Origin of the sequence: Novosphingobium aquae (assembly GCF_037572715.1) — a bacterium.
GTDB classification, from domain to species: domain Bacteria; phylum Pseudomonadota; class Alphaproteobacteria; order Sphingomonadales; family Sphingomonadaceae; genus Novosphingobium; species Novosphingobium aquae.
Genome location: NZ_JBBHJY010000001.1, coordinates 764308 through 781540, shown reverse-complemented (window position 1 = coordinate 781540; position 17233 = coordinate 764308). Strand labels below are relative to the sequence as shown.

Annotated in this window: 13 protein-coding genes; 11 read left to right on the top strand and 2 right to left on the bottom strand. The window is 63.7% G+C overall.

The features are described from left to right. Positions 1-161 precede the first annotated feature (161 nt). Entirely contained in the window at positions 162-2072 is a 1911-nt protein-coding gene (gene dnaK / locus WG900_RS03905) for a molecular chaperone DnaK (RefSeq protein ID WP_339964825.1), read from the top strand. Between the two features lie 68 nt (positions 2073-2140). Next, positions 2141-3271 carry a molecular chaperone DnaJ gene (gene dnaJ, locus WG900_RS03900; protein ID WP_339964823.1) on the top strand — a complete coding sequence of 377 codons (1131 nt, stop codon included), beginning with the start codon at positions 2141-2143 and terminating at the stop codon, positions 3269-3271. Between the two features lie 31 nt (positions 3272-3302). On the opposite strand, the gene WG900_RS03895 is transcribed toward dnaJ, so the two are convergent. Further along, a complete protein-coding gene (locus WG900_RS03895; RefSeq protein WP_339964822.1) occupies positions 3303-3881 on the bottom strand; it encodes a cytochrome b/b6 domain-containing protein in 579 nt (192 codons plus the stop codon). A 73-nt stretch (positions 3882-3954) separates the two neighbouring features. Then, positions 3955-6267, bottom strand: a complete 2313-nt coding sequence (locus WG900_RS03890; protein WP_339964821.1) for a patatin-like protein — start codon at positions 6265-6267, stop codon at positions 3955-3957. Between the two features lie 71 nt (positions 6268-6338). Here WG900_RS03890 and radA point away from each other — a divergent pair, with 71 nt between their 5' ends. The 9 genes from radA (at position 6339) to WG900_RS03845 (ending at position 17233) form a co-directional block, all read left to right on the top strand. Further along, entirely contained in the window at positions 6339-7706 is a 1368-nt protein-coding gene (gene radA, locus WG900_RS03885) for a DNA repair protein RadA (protein ID WP_339964819.1), read from the top strand. A gap of 11 nt (positions 7707-7717) precedes the next feature. Further along, positions 7718-8251, top strand: a complete 534-nt coding sequence (locus WG900_RS03880) for a CvpA family protein (RefSeq protein WP_339964817.1) — start codon at positions 7718-7720, stop codon at positions 8249-8251. Positions 8252-8259: 8 nt separating this feature from the next. After that, the gene (locus WG900_RS03875; RefSeq protein ID WP_339964815.1) at positions 8260-8679 is read left to right on the top strand and encodes an iron-sulfur cluster assembly scaffold protein; all 420 of its coding nucleotides are present in this window, start codon (positions 8260-8262) and stop codon (positions 8677-8679) included. A 51-nt stretch (positions 8680-8730) separates the two neighbouring features. Further along, a complete protein-coding gene (locus tag WG900_RS03870; protein ID WP_339964814.1) occupies positions 8731-10356 on the top strand; it encodes an MFS transporter in 1626 nt (541 codons plus the stop codon). Further along, the gene (alr, locus tag WG900_RS03865; protein WP_339964812.1) at positions 10346-11380 is read left to right on the top strand and encodes an alanine racemase; all 1035 of its coding nucleotides are present in this window, start codon (positions 10346-10348) and stop codon (positions 11378-11380) included. Before WG900_RS03870 ends, alr begins: the two co-directional genes overlap by 11 nt. 98 nt (positions 11381-11478) lie before the next feature. Beyond that, positions 11479-12057 carry a polyhydroxyalkanoate synthesis repressor PhaR gene (gene phaR / locus WG900_RS03860; protein WP_339964809.1) on the top strand — a complete coding sequence of 193 codons (579 nt, stop codon included), beginning with the start codon at positions 11479-11481 and terminating at the stop codon, positions 12055-12057. A 58-nt stretch (positions 12058-12115) separates the two neighbouring features. Beyond that, positions 12116-13663 carry an aminoacyl--tRNA ligase-related protein gene (locus WG900_RS03855; protein ID WP_339964807.1) on the top strand — a complete coding sequence of 516 codons (1548 nt, stop codon included), beginning with the start codon at positions 12116-12118 and terminating at the stop codon, positions 13661-13663. Next, a complete protein-coding gene (locus WG900_RS03850; protein WP_339964804.1) occupies positions 13644-14963 on the top strand; it encodes a M28 family peptidase in 1320 nt (439 codons plus the stop codon). The genes WG900_RS03855 and WG900_RS03850 overlap by 20 nt, the downstream gene beginning before the upstream one ends. Next, the gene (locus WG900_RS03845) at positions 14963-17233 is read left to right on the top strand and encodes a ribonuclease R family protein (RefSeq protein WP_339964803.1); all 2271 of its coding nucleotides are present in this window, start codon (positions 14963-14965) and stop codon (positions 17231-17233) included. Before WG900_RS03850 ends, WG900_RS03845 begins: the two co-directional genes overlap by 1 nt.

The window sequence follows — 17233 nt, the reverse complement described above, 5'->3', positions numbered from 1 at the left end:
CGGACCAGTTTGAAACGCTGGCTCACTTAGGTGCGGCATACCCTTGTGCCAAGCGAAAGCAGACCTATATCGCCCTTCGAACGAGCCGCGGGGCCGCTCTGCCGACTATCGGGGAGGGGCCAAAGCGGTGTCCAACTGCAAGACGTGAGGAATAGGGAATAATGGCAAAGGTAATCGGGATCGACCTTGGCACCACCAACAGCTGCGTGGCTGTGATGGATGGGGGGAAGCCCAAGGTCATCGAAAATGCTGAAGGCGCGCGTACAACGCCTTCGATCGTTGCTTTCACCAAGGATGGCGAACGCCTGATCGGCCAGCCGGCAAAGCGCCAGGCGGTAACGAACGGCGACAACACGATTTTCGCGGTGAAGCGCCTTATCGGCCGCCGCTTTGACGATCCGGTGACCAAGAAGGACACCGAGCTGGTTCCTTATCCCATCGTCAAGGGCAAGAACGGCGACGCATGGGTCAAGGCCGGCGGCGAAGACTATTCGCCCAGCCAGGTCTCTGCGTTCATCCTGCAGAAGATGAAGGAAACTGCCGAGGCCTATCTCGGCGAAACCGTGACGCAGGCGGTGATTACCGTTCCCGCCTACTTCAACGACGCCCAGCGCCAGGCAACCAAGGATGCCGGCCTGATCGCCGGCCTTGAAGTGCTGCGCATCATCAACGAGCCGACCGCGGCTGCGCTCGCCTATGGCCTCGACAAGAACGACGGCAAGACCATCGCGGTCTATGACCTTGGCGGCGGTACCTTCGACGTGTCGATCCTCGAGATCGGCGACGGCGTGTTCGAAGTGAAGAGCACCAACGGCGACACATTCCTCGGCGGTGAAGACTTCGACACCCAGGTCGTCGAATGGCTGGCAGAGCAGTTCAAGAAGAAGGAGGGCATGGACCTCCGCACGGACAAGCTCGCCCTCCAGCGCCTGAAGGAAGCGGCTGAGAAGGCGAAGATCGAGCTTTCGAGCACGGCTTCGACCGAAATCAACCTGCCCTTCATCACCGCTCGCATGGAAGGCGGCACCACCACGCCGTTGCACCTGGTCGAGACGATCACCCGCGCCGATCTCGAAAAGATGGTCGCGAACCTGATCGAACGCACCAAGGAGCCAATGAAGAAGGCGCTCGCCGATGCTGGCCTCAAGGCCAGCGACATCGACGACGTTGTCCTCGTTGGCGGCATGACCCGCATGCCGCGCGTTCGCGAAGTCGTGAAGGAATTCTTCGGCAAGGAACCGCACACCGGCGTCAACCCGGATGAAGTCGTCGCCATGGGCGCGGCAATCCAGGCCGGCGTGCTTCAGGGCGACGTCAAGGACGTCCTGCTGCTCGACGTGACCCCGCTGTCGCTGGGCATCGAGACGCTGGGCGGCGTGTTCACCCGCATGATCGATCGCAACACGACGATCCCGACGAAGAAGAGTCAGGTTTACTCGACCGCCGAGGACAATCAGCAGGCCGTGACCATCCGCGTGTTCCAGGGCGAACGCGAAATGGCGGCGGACAACAAGCTGCTTGGCCAGTTCGACCTCGTCGGCATCCCGCCGGCGCGTCGCGGTGTGCCGCAGATCGAGGTCATCTTCGACATCGACGCCAACGGCATCGTCCACGTGACGGCGAAAGACAAGGGCACCGGCAAGGAGCAGCAGATCAAGATCCAGGCTTCTGGCGGTCTCACTGATTCCGACATCGACCAGATGGTCAAGGACGCGGAAAAGTTCGCTGAAGAGGACAAGAAGCGCCGTGCCGAGGCCGAGGCGAAGAACAACGCCGACAGCCTTGTCCATGCGACCGAGCGCCAGCTCGAAGAACATGGCGACAAGATCGACGCCAGCCTCAAGGCCGAAGTAGAAGCTGCCATTGCTGAAGCCAAGACCGCAATCGAAAGCGGCGATGCGGACGCAATGACGGCCAAGACCCAGGCTCTGACCGAAGTGGCCATGAAGATGGGTCAGTCGATCTACGAGAAGGAACAGGCCGCAGCTGCCTCGCCGGGCGCGGAAGCGAAGCCGGGCGAAGAGGAAGTGGTCGACGCCGAGTTCTCGGAAGTCGACGACAACAAGGGCTGATCGAACGATGGAACGGACCCGCCGCTTGCGCACAGGCGTGAGCGGCGGGTTGCGTTAGGGGCGGGACGATGTCAGCCGAATTAGACTATTACGAATTGCTGGAAGTCTCGCGCGGCGTGGACGATGCGACGCTCAAGTCGTCGTATCGCAAGCTCGCGATGAAATTCCATCCGGACAAGAACCCGGGCTGCGCAGAAAGCGAAGCGAAGTTCAAGGCGATCAGCAGCGCGTATGCCTGCTTGTCAGACCCGCAGAAGCGTGCAGCTTACGACCAGTACGGCCACGCCGCGTTCGAGAACGGCGGTATGGGCGGGGCAGGCGGCATGGGCGGCAATCCGTTCAACGACCTTGGCGATATCTTCGAATCGATCTTCGGCGGTTTCGGCGGCGGCGGTGGTCGCGGCCAGGCGCGGCGCGGGGCTGACCTGCGCTATGACCTCGAAATCAGCCTCGACGAGGCGTTCCACGGCAAGTCCGAACAGATCGAGATCGACGTATCGGTCCAGTGCGAGCCCTGCGACGGATCGGGCGCCACGCCCGGAACCGGCACGCGGCGCTGCAACCTGTGCGGCGGCCACGGCAAGGTACGCGCGCAGCAGGGCTTCTTCATGGTCGAGCGCACCTGCCCGACCTGCCACGGCCGCGGCGAAGTGATCGAAAATCCCTGCCGTTCGTGCGGCGGGGAAGGCCGGGTCGACCAGCGCCAGACGCTCGACGTCAACATTCCCTCGGGTGTCGACACCGGCACCCGCATCCGCCTCACCGGCAAGGGCGAGGCCGGACCCTTTGGCGCACCGGCGGGCGATCTCTACATCTTCGTCCACGTGAAGCGCCATTCGGTGTTCGAACGCGACGGCACAACGCTGCTCACCCGTGCGCCGATCACCTTCACCAAGGCAGCACTGGGCGGAGAGATCGAACTCCCCGGCCTCGACGGCACGCGCCACACGATCACTATCCCCGCCGGTATCCAGTCAGGCAAGCAGCTGCGCCAGCGTGGCGCGGGCATGCCCGTGCTGCAAGGACGCGGGCGCGGCGATCTGGTGGTCGAGATTCAGGTCGAAACGCCGACCAAGCTCTCGGCAAAGCAGAAGGAACTGCTGCGCGAGCTTCAGGAAACCGAGACTGGCGACGAATGCCCGCAGTCGAAGGGATTCTTCGACCGGATCAAGACCGTGTGGGAAGGGTTGACGGACTAGGCGCCGTCACCCCTCCCTCAATCCGCGCCTGTCAGGCCGGTTTGCGCGGCACGAAAAGCATGAAGCGCGCCGTCTGAAAGCGGAAAATCAGCAGATAAAGCGCGTGCAGGATGGCCAGCAGCAGGATCAGGTTGCCCAGCGTTTCGTGCACTTCGCCGAGCAAGCCTTCCTCGCGCTCGCCCCGGTCACCATCCTCAGCTCGCACTGACGGAGCAAGGCCCAGCAAGGTCGCGGGCTCGGCGGCTTCCTCTTCGCCCTCATCGCCTTCCGAACGCTCGCCGTCATGCGCGCGGATCGAATTGCCGGTCAGAGTGCCGCCCTTGTCCATCAGGATGCCGGTTGTTGCCGTGCCGGAAACTGCAAGCAACAACGCAAGCGAGAGTGCAGCAGAGATTGCTGGTTTCTGGGCACCGTGACCGCCAGCTCGGGGGATCAGGCGGCGGAACTGGAAGCCAGATTTACCGATCAGTCCCAGCACGAGCCGCAATACTGTTAGCAAGGCGACGACATATCCCGTCCATGCATGAACCAGGCCCAGCTCCTCGGCGGTGAACCAGGCCAAAAGGCAACCGGCACCCAACAGGAGATGGTAGAATCTAAGAGACTTCATGGGATATCCTTGCGGTTACCCCCCTTCCAAGGGCCGCACTATCCCAATTGCGGGCGCGGCGAATTGACCATGGTCAAACCGATTTGGCCAACACCTCTGCCCTGATCCCGGCCACCAGCCCCTTGTCAGCCACCAGCTTGCCTTCCTCCTCGTCCAGGATAGCCAGAAACGCCTCCTGCTTGAACTCCGCCAGCTCGCGGGCGTCAAATATCTGGCCTTCGGGCAGGGCGCTCGCGATCAGGTCTACCATCCTTTCGGCGCCATGTAGCCGGCCCCACAGATAGTCATTCTCACGGTAGGCACGGCTGAAGAAGGCGCCGAAGTTGAAGAATTCCACCCCGCGCAGGCACTTCGCCGCACCGCCTGTTCGGATGGAGTTTGCATCGTCGGGCGAAATGCGGTCGATTTTCACCGGATCGAATTCGTTGAGGCCTTCGCCGTGCATCAGCGGGAAGGTGACCACATCGTAGAACGGGAAGCCGAGGTATGCGAGCAGCACCTTGCGCCGCAGCGCGCGCGGCATTTCCGCCATCGCCTCAGCCAGAATGGTATCGGCGAGAAGGTCCGCGCCGCGCAGGTCGCGGGTCTGGGCAATGTGACCCAGCACTGCGCCGGGATCGACCATCACGTTCGCTGCCAGAACGGTGAACAGCGAGCCCAGCCGCTCCGGGCTGTCCGCATCGAAATAGACCGCCAGCGCCCGGTACACCGCGTCACGCGCGAAATCGCGGTCAGCGGGCGTAACTTCAGGATCGCCGTCCCAATCCTGCGTCAAGCGCCGCGCCAGCAGGCGCAGCCGCCGTATGCGGTGCGGCAGATCATGGTTGCGGAAAAAGGCAATGGCATCGTCCGAGGCCCCGCTGCGCATCGCCGACAAGTGATCAAGCCCCTGCAATCTCAAGTGCCGCAGAAGAACGCGCGAAATCAGCCCCTGCTCGATTGCCGGCACAAATTCGTGGATCGCCTTGGCCAGATCATCAATGATCGAAACGAACTTCGCCTGAGCATAGCCGTGATAGGCATAGTCTGCCCGCCGCATTGCCGCATCCTGCGCTTTGGCCCGCCACGCCGTCAGCCGCTTCACAGTCGGCCGATCAAGGAACAGCGTGCGGCCGAAAGTGAGTTGCACGGCATCCTCCACCTCGGGACGCAGCGCCTCGACAATGCCGCGCAGCCGCTCCATCTCGCGGCTCTGGCGTTCAAGCTCCTCAAGGTTGTCTCGCACCGGCTGCTCGCGCGGGATCGATGACAGCGAGCCGAAAATCACCGCGAAGAACCCCGGCGCGCGGGGATCGTCATGGCCAAGCCCGCCGACTTCATCCGGCTTGGGATCGATATAGATGAAGCGCCGATCCACCTCGCGCTGGGCGGGCCGGTCGTGCAGCACGTTGATCGCTTCGGAAAACGGCGCGTTGACCAGCACCGACCCATCGATCAGCGCCACATCCTCGACATCGCCCTTGCGGGCATGGCCGGGCAGCACGCGCTTGAGGAAAGCCTCGCGTCCGTTCCACGCGGCGCCGCGTTCCTCTGCCAACTGGTCGATCTCACTCGCCTGCAGCGGCGGAAAGGCACCGGGGAAGCTCGCCGTCGCCCGCGCGGCGAAGACCAGTTCGAGCGGATCGGCAAGGCCGGTGCCGCCCTCAGCGGGCACATTGCGGCGGAAACCGATCGAGACGCGGTGCTCGCTTTCTTCAACCTGCGGCGGCGAATGGAGCCGCAACGTCTGGTTGTGTCCCTTGAAGTCGGTGGCGGTGACAAACAGGTCGAGCGGATGGTCCGGGGGCAGCAGCGGATCGGCAATGGTGCTCGCCGCCATGGAATCCAGCGCACCGGCCAGCACGCGCGAAAAGCCCAGCCCGCCAAACGGCGGCTCGAACCAGCGTGAGCGGACAAAGCGTGACAGCTTGGCCCGAACCTCGCGCCGCGTTTCCTGCGCCACGCTGACCGTCACGACATTGCCCGGGCGGGTCAGCAGGTAATGCACCAGCGGCACGGCCCAGAACTTGACGAAACGGGTCCACAACCGCGCATCAGGATCGAGCATCTGGTCGACGTCGGTATTTTCCAGCCAGAGCGTGGTCAGCGGCTCAAGGCTTTGCCCCGAATGGATCGCCTGCGCCAGAAACACGCCGTTGAGCCCGCCCGCGCTGGCTCCGGCGATAATGTCGATCAGCACCCGCAGGCGCAGGTCATGCGCTTGCTCGACGCGTTCCAGCATCCGACGATAGACCGTCTGGCTGCCTTCGGTGCAGGGCTTGTTGCCGTGGAAATTGCGGCTGGCGCGGGCCAGTTTCCACAGTTCCTTGGTCACGCCGTGCATATAGACGGTCAAACTGACTCCGCCGTAGCAGACGAGCGCAATTCGGAGTTCCTTTTGGCGCATGGTGCATGCTTGGCGGAGAAAAGCGCACTTGGCAATTGCGTTCCCGATCCGTTCCGGATAGATCGTCCGCCATGGCCAAGCCCAAACGCCGATATGTCTGCGCCGCCTGTGGCTCCGTCTCGTTCCGCTGGCAGGGCCAGTGCGCCGATTGCGGCGAATGGAACACGCTGAGCGAGGAAACCCCCGCGACGACCTTTTCCACCAAGCACGACTTGTCGAGCGGCGGCCGCCCACTGGCGTTCGAGGCGCTGGATGCCAAAGGGCAGATGCCGGTGCGGCGCTCCACCGGGCTGCCCGAATTCGACCGCGCACTAGGCGGCGGGCTGGTCCCCGGATCTGCGATATTGATGGGCGGCGATCCCGGCATCGGTAAATCGACCCTGCTGCTTCAGGCCGCAGCAAAGATCGCGCAGAGCGGCGGTAACGTCGTCTATGTCAGCGGTGAGGAAGCGACCGGACAGGTTCGCCTACGCGCCGAACGACTCGGGCTGGCGGGGGCGCCGGTGCTGCTCGCCTCGGCCACATCGGTGCGCGATATCCTGACCACGCTGGGCGGCATGGACGCCCCGGCGCTCGTCGTCATCGATTCGATCCAGACCATGCATTCCGACATGATCGAAGGCGCGCCGGGCACGGTCAGCCAGGTCCGCGCCTCGGCCTTCGAACTGATCCGCTTCGCCAAGGAGGCGGGTTCCGCGTTGGTGCTGGTCGGCCATGTCACGAAAGACGGTTCGATCGCTGGTCCGCGCGTGCTTGAACATATGGTCGACGTGGTCATGGCTTTCGAGGGTGAACGCAGTCACCAGTACCGCATCCTGCGATCGATCAAGAACCGCTTCGGTCCGGTCGATGAAATCGGCGTCTTTGCCATGGCGGGGGCAGGGCTTGAGGAAGTGGGCAACCCCTCCGCGCTGTTCCTTTCGGGCCATGAAGATGCCGTTCCCGGCAGCGCCGTATTCCCGGCGATGGAGGGGACGCGGCCCGTGCTGGTCGAAATTCAGGCGCTGATTGTCCGCCTGCAAAGCGGCGCAACTCCGCGCCGCGCGGTGGTCGGCTGGGACAGCGGGCGACTCGCGATGTTGCTCGCCGTGCTTGAGGCGCGGTGCGGGCTCAATTTCTCCAGCGCCGAGGTTTATCTGAATGTTGCGGGCGGTTACCGCTTGTCTGACCCCGCCGCTGACCTTGCCGTGGCTGCCGCGCTTGTATCCGCGCTCAGCGACAAGCCGCTGCCCAATGGCCATGTCTGGTTCGGCGAAGTATCGCTTGCCGGGGAAGTCCGTCCGGTCGCCCATTCGGGCCTGCGCCAGCGCGAAGCGGCGAAGCTGGGATTCAAGGCTGCCGTCATGGCGTCAGATAATGGACAGTCCGTTCCCGATATGCGCCAGCACGCGGTTTCGCACTTGCGGCAAATTGTTGACCGCGTTGTGGGGGAAGAGTAACTTTCGCCTTAATGACAGGGTTTGACATCGGTGTGCTGATCGTGGTGGGCGTGACTGCGGCCAGCGGTTTTATGCGGGGATTCATTCATGAAATCCTCAGCCTCGCGGCGTGGGTGGTTGCCGTGCTGGCGATCCATTACCTGCACAGCCCGCTCACGGAAAAGCTGATCCCGTTCACCAGCGACAAGCTGGGCACCGCCGCCGTGCTCGCTTTCGCGCTACTGCTGCTGATTCCCTATTTCATCATCAAGATGCTGGCCAAGCGCATGGGCGACATGAGCCGCGATTCGCTGATCGGCCCGATCGACCGGCTGATCGGTTTCGGATTCGGCGGGATCAAGGGCTTGTTGATCATCGTCATGGGCTTCTCGATCCTGGTGCTGGGCTTTGATACCCTGCGCGGCGTTGGCGGACGGCCGGTGTGGATGACCCAGGCGCGCACCTATCCCTTCGTCAATTCGGGCAGCGAGGCCTTGGTCAAGATCATCGCCGAACGCCGTTCTGAAGCCGCGCGCGCAGAACAGAAGCGCCTTAATCGCCAGTGACTGCCAAAGTGAGCAGCAGTCCGATGAAGCTCTACACGCCTGTGGTGTTATCGCTTGCGACACAGCTGTCGCGCTGGCCGCACGATCCAGAAATGCCGCTGCAAGGCCGCGCCCGGTCACCGAGCTGCGGATCGGTACTGGCGATGTCTCTGGCACTTGATGACGAGGGCGCGATCGAACGGGTCGGTGTTTCCGCCCAGGCCTGCGCCATCGGACAGGCCTCGGCGGCGATCTTTGCCGAAGCGGCCCGGGGGCAGGGCAGGGCCAAGCTGCAAACTGCACTGACGGCAATCGAAGCATGGCTCAAAGGCGAAGGACCGCAGCCTGACTGGCCCGGTCTTTCAGCCATCGCTGCCGCAAAAGACTATCCCGCACGCCACGGCGCCGTACTTTTGCCATGGAAATCCGCGCTGGATGCGCTTCCCTAAGCCGCACCCGCCCGCTAGAGGAACGGCAATTCATCGGGCGGGGACCTAGAAATGAACGAACCAGCGCGACATCCGGACGTCAAACCCAGCGACAAGGAAATAAGGCTCGTCATCGCAGCCAGTTCCATGGGCACGGTGTTCGAATGGTATGATTTCTTCATTTACGGCACGCTCGCCGCGATCATCGGCAAAACCTTCTTTCCTTCGGGCAATGCCACGCTGGAAACACTGTTGGTCTGGGCCGGGTTCGCCGTAGGCTTCGGCTTCCGTCCGCTCGGCGCGATCCTGTTCGGCTATATCGGCGACAAGCTGGGCCGCAAGTACACCTTCCTCGTCACAGTCACCCTGATGGGCATCGCCACCGCAGGTGTCGGCCTGATCCCGTCTGCGGCATCGATCGGCATTGCCGCGCCGATCATCGTGATCCTGCTTCGCGTGCTGCAAGGCCTTGCGCTTGGCGGCGAATACGGCGGCGCAGCGATCTATGTCGCCGAACATGCCCCGCCCGAACGGCGCGGGTTCTTCACCGGCTTCATTCAGGCCAGCGTGGTCGGCGGCTTCGTCCTCAGCCTTGTCGTCGTGCTCGGCTGCAAGGCCATGCTCAGCCCCGAGGCATGGGCGGCATGGGGCTGGCGCGTGCCGTTCCTGCTCTCGATCATCCTGCTCGGCATCTCGCTGTGGATGCGGCTGATGCTGTCAGAAAGCCCGGTCTTCCGCGCGATGCAGGAAGAGGGCGAGATCGCCGGCAATCCCTTCGTCGAAAGCTTCACCTACCCTGGCAACAAGAAGCGCATCTTCATCGCGCTGTTCGGCATCGCCGCCGGCCTGACGGTGATCTGGTACACGGCGATGTTCTCAGCGCTGAGCTTTCTCAAGGGCCCGATGCGGGTGGAGGATACCACAGCCGAAGTGGTCGTCGGCCTGTCCGCCGCCTGCGGCATGGTGTTCTTTGTCTGGTTCGGGAAGATGTCTGACCGGATCGGCCGCAAGAAGCCCATCGTCATCGGCTATGTGCTGACACTGTTGCTGCTGTTCCCCGCCTTCTGGGCGATCGGCAATGCCGCCAATCCCGGCCTCGCCGCTGCCGCGCAAAACGCGCCGGTTGTCGTCGGCGGGCCGGACTGTTCGTACAACCTGTTCGATGCCGAGCAGAAGACCGATTGCGGCAAATTGCTGGCCGATCTCGCCGGCGTCGGCGTTGCCTATCAGCGCGTTGAAAGCAGCGCACTGATGCTGACGGTCGGCGGCAGGGCGCTCCCGCTCGAAGCCTATCCCTTCGCTGACAAGGCCGCGCGCGGCAAGCAGATGCAGGCGTGGCTGGGCGAGGCGGGCTATGACCTCAGGAAGATCCAGCCGTCTGCCGGCAGCCTGTTTACGATCTTCCTCTGCCTGCTGGGCCTGATGTTCCTTTCAGGCATGACATACGGCCCGGTCGCGGCCCTGCTGTCGGAGATGTTCCCGCCAAAGATCCGCTACAGTTCGATGTCGATCCCCTATCACATCGGCACCGGCTATTTCGGCGGCTTCCTGCCGTTGATCGCCAGCATGATCGTCGCGCTCAATGGCAATCCGTTCTCGGGGCTGTGGTACACCTGGATCATCGTCGCCGTGGCCTTCGTCGTCGCCATGTGGGGCCTGAAGGGCGGACCGCCGCGCGACTTCGAAGATGACGCCTGAACCGCCGCTTCGGCTGCACCTTGATAGCGAAGCGCTTGTTGCCAACTGGCAGCGGCTGGACGCGCTGTCCGGCAAGGCGCGCGCGGGGGCGGCGGTCAAGGCAGATGCTTATGGTCTCGGGGCCCGCCGCGTTGCCAAGGTGCTAGCTGATGCCGGCTGCCGTGATTTCTTCGTGGCTTATGCGGGCGAGGCTGCCGAATTGGACGGCGTAATCGACCCCGCCGCGATCAGGGTGCTGCACGGGCCGCTGAGTGACGATGACACCGCCTACATGAAGCAGGCCGGCCTGCGCCCGACGATCAACTCGCTCGCGCAGGCGGCCCGATGGCTGAAGGCCGTGGGCGGGGCCTGCGATCTGATGGTCGATACCGGGATCAACCGCCTCGGACTGCCGATGGAAGACCTCGGCAACGAACTGGTCGGTCGGTTGAATGTCTGCACAATGATGTCCCACCTTGCCTCGGCGGATGAGGATTCCCCGCTCAACGCCCAGCAGTGCGCACGGTGGACAGAGGCGCGCGCAGCCGTTCAGGCGAGGGACTACAGTCTCGCCAATTCAGCTGGCATCGTGCTCGGCGCAGAATACCACGGCACCCTGACCCGCCCGGGCCTCGCACTGTACGGCGGTGTGCCGCGCGCCGAACTGACCGGTGAAGTCGCCAGTGTGGCGAAACCTGCGGCGATGATTATGCAGGTGCGGGATCTCTCTGCTGGCGATACTGTGGGCTACAACGCCACCTTCACCGCGCCGCGTCCAATGCGCGTCGGAGTTGTCGCGCTGGGCTATGCCGACGGATTTTTGCGGTGCTGGTCGGGCAAGGGAATGCTGCGCAGCAACGGATGCGAATTGCCTGTGCTTGGACGCGTTTCGATGGACATGACGGTGATCGACCTTTCCGCCGCACCCACGCTAAGCGAAGGCGACTGGGTCGAAATGGACTATGACCTGCCGCAGGCTTCGCATGTTTCAGGCCTTTCGCAATACGAGCTTCTCACCCTGCTGGGGCGCCGGTTTTCACGCTGACCTGACGAGATTGCCGCTGCGCAGCATAACTCATGTTGCACCGCACTAGGTGCAAGTGCTAAGAGGCGCTTGGGTTGTGCAGGACAAGGGTGCCAAACATGGCAAAAGTTAAAGACGGCGACTGCGTAATCATCAAGAAGTATGCGAACCGGCGCCTCTACAACACCCAGTCGTCCAGCTACATCACGCTCGATCACCTGGCACAGATGGTCCGCGAGAACGTCGACTTCAAGGTTGTCGATGCCAAGACCGGCGATGACATCACGCACCAGATTCTCACCCAGATCATCATGGACGAAGAAGCCAGCGGCGAGCAGATGCTGCCGGTAAACTTCCTGCGCCAGCTGATCTCGATGTACGGCAATTCGATGCAGGGGCTGGTGCCGCACTACCTTGAAGCCTCGATGGACAATTTCCGCGATAATCAGCAGAAGCTGCGCTCCGCTTTCGAGGAAAGCTTCGGGAACAATCCGCTGGCCAAGATCGCCAAGCAAAACCTCGAAATGTTCAAGGCCGCGACCGCTGCCTTCATGCCGGGCGCGATGCAGCAGGAAGGCGCTGCGCCTTCTGAACCCGCCGCCTCGGAACCTGCCGCTGCAGAAGGCGAGGACGAGCTTTCCACCCTGCGCGCGCAGATGGCGGCAATGCAGAAAAAGCTCGATTCGCTGGGCAAGTAAGCCCCTCGGCTGAACAGGCCATTTGAAGTGCGGGCCAAGTGCCGCTAACAGCGCGGCCATGAATCAGCCCAAAATCAAGCACGCCCTTTCCGTCACCCGCGAAGCCGACTTCGCCGCATGGTATCAGGACGTCATTTCCGAAGCCGACATGGCCGAAGAATCGGGCGTGCGCGGCTGCATGGTGATCAAGCCGTGGGGCTACGGCATCTGGGAACGCATCCAGCAGGTGATGGACGCGCGGATCAAGGCCGCGGGCGTGCAGAACTGCTATTTCCCGCTGTTCATCCCGCTGTCCTACTTCGCCAAGGAGGCCGAGCACGTTGACGGTTTTGCCAAGGAAATGGCGGTCGTCACCCATCACCGGCTGATTGCCGATGGCAAGGGCGGACTGGTGCCCGATCCCGACGCCAAGCTGGAAGAGCCGCTGATCGTCCGCCCGACTTCCGAAACGGTGATCGGCGCAGCCATGGCGCGGTGGATTCAGTCGTGGCGCGATCTGCCGCTTCTGACCAACCAGTGGGCCAACGTAGTGCGCTGGGAAATGCGCACCCGCATGTTCCTGCGCACCAGCGAGTTTCTCTGGCAGGAAGGCCATACGGCCCACGCCGACCGCGACGGCGCGATGGAAGAGACGCTGCGCGCGCTCGAGATGTACCGCTCCTTCTCCGAAGACGTGCTCGCCATGCCGGTGATCGCCGGTGAAAAGCCCGAAAACGAGCGCTTCCCCGGCGCCGTTGCGACCTATTCGATCGAGGCGATGATGCAGGATGGCAAGGCGCTGCAGGCCGGAACCAGCCATTACCTCGGCACAGGTTTCGCCGAAGCCGCCGGCATCCAGTACCAGAACAAGGAAGGCCAGCAGGCGCATTGCCACACGACCTCGTGGGGAGTCTCCACGCGTCTGATCGGCGGCGTGATCATGACTCACGGCGATGACGACGGCCTGCGTGTGCCGCCGCGCATCGCCCCGCAGCAGATCGTCATCCTGCCGATGCTGCGCGACGACGATGGCGATGCCGCGCTGCTCGCCTATTGCGAGGAAGTTCGCGCCAAGGTTGCCGGTCTGTCCGCGCTGGGCGAGCCGATCCGCGTCCTGCTCGACAAGCGCCCCGGCAAGGCCACGCAAAAGCGCTGGGCCTGGGTCAAGAAGGGCGCGCCTGTTATTCTCGAAGTCGGCGGCCGCGATATGGCCGAAGGCAAGGTCAGCGTGATCCGCCGCGACCGGCTGTGGAGCGATGCGGCCAAGGTCAACTTCGCCCCGCAGGACCGTGACGAATTTGCCGCCGGTGCTGCTGCCCTGCTCGAAGATATCCAGTCCGCGCTGCACAGCGAAGCCGCCGCGCGGCGCGATGCCAATATCGTGCGCGGAGTCACTTCGATGGACGATCTCTCGGCCCATTTCGCCGACGGCAACAAGTACCCCGGCTGGGTCGAGCTCGGCTGGTCGCGGCCTTCGGGCGATGAACTCGAAGAAGTGATCGCCAAGCTCAAGACGCTCAAGCTGACAATCCGCAACACGCCGATGGACGCGGGAACCCCGAGCGGGCAATGTCTCTTTACCGGGAAGCCGGCTGTGGAGACGATTTATGTTGCGCGTTCTTACTAGAGGCCTTTTGATCACCAGCGTGCTGGCGACACCTTCGCTGGCCGCCGCCCCGGAAGCGGTTTCGCAAGCGCGGTTGCGCGCCGATGTCGAGTCGCTGGTGTCCTTCGGCACCCGCCATACGCTGTCGGTTCAGGACGACCCGAAGCGCGGCATCGGCGCGGCGCGGCGCTGGGCTGAAGGCGAATTTCGCAAGACCTCCGCCGCCTGCGGCAATTGCCTCGAAGTCGTGCTACCCGAACGCATGGTGATGGGCGACCGGGTGCCCAAACCGACCCGACTGGTCAACGTCGTCGCGATCCAGCGCGGCACCGAGCGCCCGAACGAAGTGGTCATTGTCCAGGGCCATATCGACAGCCGCGTCACCAATGTGATGAACGCCACCGCCGACTCGCCGGGCGCGAACGACGACGGTTCCGGCACCGCGCTGGTCCTTGAGGCAGCGCGCGTACTTTCGCGGAACCGATATCCGACGACGATCGTTTACGCCGTGCTCTCCGGTGAGGAGCAGGGGCTGCTCGGCGGTAAATTGCTCGCGGACTATGCCAAGGAGCAGGGTTGGACCGTGAAGGCTGTGCTGAACAACGATATCGTCGGCAATACGCGCGGTTCGGACGGGCTGATCGATGCCAAGACCGTGCGCGTATTCTCCGAAGGGCCGCGCGCGGATGGCGATGACAAGCTGCGCGCCGCTGCCCGGCGCTTTGGCGGCGAGAACGACAATCCCAGCCGCAACCTCTCGCGCTATGTCGCCGGCCTCGCCGCGCCGGAACTCGCCGTACGGCAGATCTGGCGTACTGACCGCATGGGCAGGGGCGGGGATCACATTCCCTTCCTCGATGCCGGCATCCCGGCGATCCGCTTCTCGGTTGGCGTTGAGAATTATGACCACCAGCATCAGGACCTGCGCAACGAAAAGGGCAAGGTTTACGGGGATACGATCGAGTTCATGGACTTTCCCTATCTGGCCAAGGTCACCCGGCTCAACGTCCGGGCTCTGGCCGCCATTGCCAATGCGCCCGCTCCGCCGGAGACCAAGGTCGAGGCAGCCGTATCGACCGACACCAAGGTTAGCTGGAACCCGGCACCCGGCGCGACCACCTATTGCATCTACCGCCGCGCGACGACTGCAGCGATCTGGGGCAAGCCCTTCGTTTGCGAAGCCGAAAATGCCGGTAGCCGCACACTCAAGGGCGTGCGGGGTGACGACTGGATCTTCGGCGTGAGCGCCATCTCCGCCAAGGGCAGTGAAAGCCCCATCTCCTCCGCCGTCCCCGGCGGCCAGTTTGCGCCCCTCAAGTAATGGCCAAGCTCCCCCAGGGACTGCCCAGCAAGCAGCAGATTCTCGACTTCATCGCGTCGTCCGAAGGCCCCGCCGGCAAGCGTGAAATGTCCAAGGCCTTCGGGCTGAAAGGCCATGAAAAGATCGCGCTCAAGGCGCTGCTCAAGGATATGGCCGATGAAGGCCTGATCGACGGCAACCGCACCGCCTTCCATCGCATGGGCGGCGTGCCCAAGGTCACCGTGCTGCGCGTGATGTCGATCGAGGACGGTGAGGCTTTCGCCATTCCCGACACCTGGCAGCCCGACGATGCCACCCCGCCGCCGCGCCTGCGAATTATCGAGGCACGCGGCAAGACCAAAGGTCCCCGCGCGCCGATGGCCGCGCTCAAGGTGGGCGACCGGGTACTGGCACGCACCGAGGAAGTCGGGGGCGGACTTATCGCCCATCCGATGAAGAAGCTGCCGTCTGCCGAGGACGCCATGCTCGGCGTGATCGAGCGGGACAATGGCGGCAAATACTGGCTCGCCCCGGTGGACAAGCGGGTGCGCAATTCGCTCCCCGTTGCCGATGTCGGTGAAGCAGAAGTGGGTCAGCTCGTGTTGGCCGAACCGGCGGGAAAAGCACCGCGCTCGGGCGTCAAGGTCACCGCCGTTCTCGGCGATCCGCTTGCCCCGCGTGCGTTCAGCCTGATCGCCATCCACAAGCACGGCATACCCTTCCACTGGCCCGACGAGGCTGTGGAAGAGGCCCAGCGTGCCGCCAAACTGTCGCTCAGCGAGGCAAAACGCGAAGACCTGCGCGCTTTGCCAATCGTTGCCATCGACCCCGCCGACGCGCGCGACCACGATGACGCGATCTGGGCCGAGCCAGACGGCGAGGGCGGATTCCGCGCGCTTGTCGCGATAGCCGATGTGTCGTTCTACGTCCGCCCCGGCGGTCCGCTGGATCGCGAAGCGCGCAAGCGGGCCAACTCGGTCTATTTCCCGGACCGCGTCGTGCCGATGCTGCCCGAAGTGCTCAGCGCCGACGTCTGCTCGCTCCGCTCGGGCGAGGACCGCGCGGCGATGGCGTGCCACCTGAAGATCGACGCACAAGGCCGCGTGACCGAATGGCGCTTCACCCGCGCTCTCGTCCGTATCCACGAAGTCATCGCCTATGAAGAGGCGCAGGCCCGCATCGACGAAGAACGCGCCGAACCATACCTGACCAACCTGTGGGACTGCTGGAAGCTGCTGGAAAAGGCACGCCACGCCCGCGATCCGTTGGAACTGGACCTGCCCGAGCGCCGCGTCAAACTCGACGACCTGGGCCGGATCACCGAAATCGCCATCCGCGAACGGCTCGACGCGCACCGGGTGGTCGAAGACTTCATGATCGCTGCCAACGTGGCTGCCGCCAAGGCTCTCGAGGCCAAGGTCGCCCCCGTGGTCTATCGCATTCACGAGCCGCCGGGCCGCGAAAAGCTGGTCGCACTGAAGGACTATCTCGCCACATTCGACCGCAAGCTGGCGCTGGGGCAGGTGATCACCCCCGGCCTGTTCAACCGCATGCTCAAGGATGTGGCTGACGAGGCCGAGAAAGCGCTGATCATGGAGGCGGTCCTCCGCAGCCAGACTCAGGCCTATTACGGTCCGCGCAATGCCGGGCACTTCGGGCTGGCTCTGGGCTCCTATGCGCATTTCACTTCGCCGATCCGCCGCTATTCCGACCTTCTGGTCCACCGCGCGCTGGTCGATGCCTATGGGCTCGAACAACCGGCTCCCAAGGACCTTGCAGCACACAGCGGCCTGTCTGACCGCGACCGGGCAGACCTGTCGCGCGTGTCCGAAGCGATCAGTCAGGCCGAGCGCCGCGCCATGGAGGCCGAGCGCGACACCATCGACCGCTATGTCGCGGCATGGCTATCGGCGCGCGTGGGCGAAGTGTTCAAGACGCGGATCACCGGCGTGCGCAGCTTCGGCTTTTTCGCCACGATCATCGGGCTGGGCGGAGACGGGCTCGTGCCCGTATCGACACTGGGTTACGAGCGGTTCGAGTTCGATGAAAAGGCCCAGGCATTGGAAGGCGCACAGAGCGGTGAACGCTATGCTCAGGGCCAGATCCTCGACCTGCGGCTGGCCGAGGCCAATCCGCTGACTGGCGCGCTGAAATTCGAACTGCCCGAAGGCGGCAGCGCGCCCATCGAAAGGCGGGGGAAACCTTTGCCGATGAAGCACAAGGGCAAGCACCTTGCCGGTCCGCGGGGACGGCCGGAGAATATCCGGCATCAAGGGCGGAAGAAGAAGTAG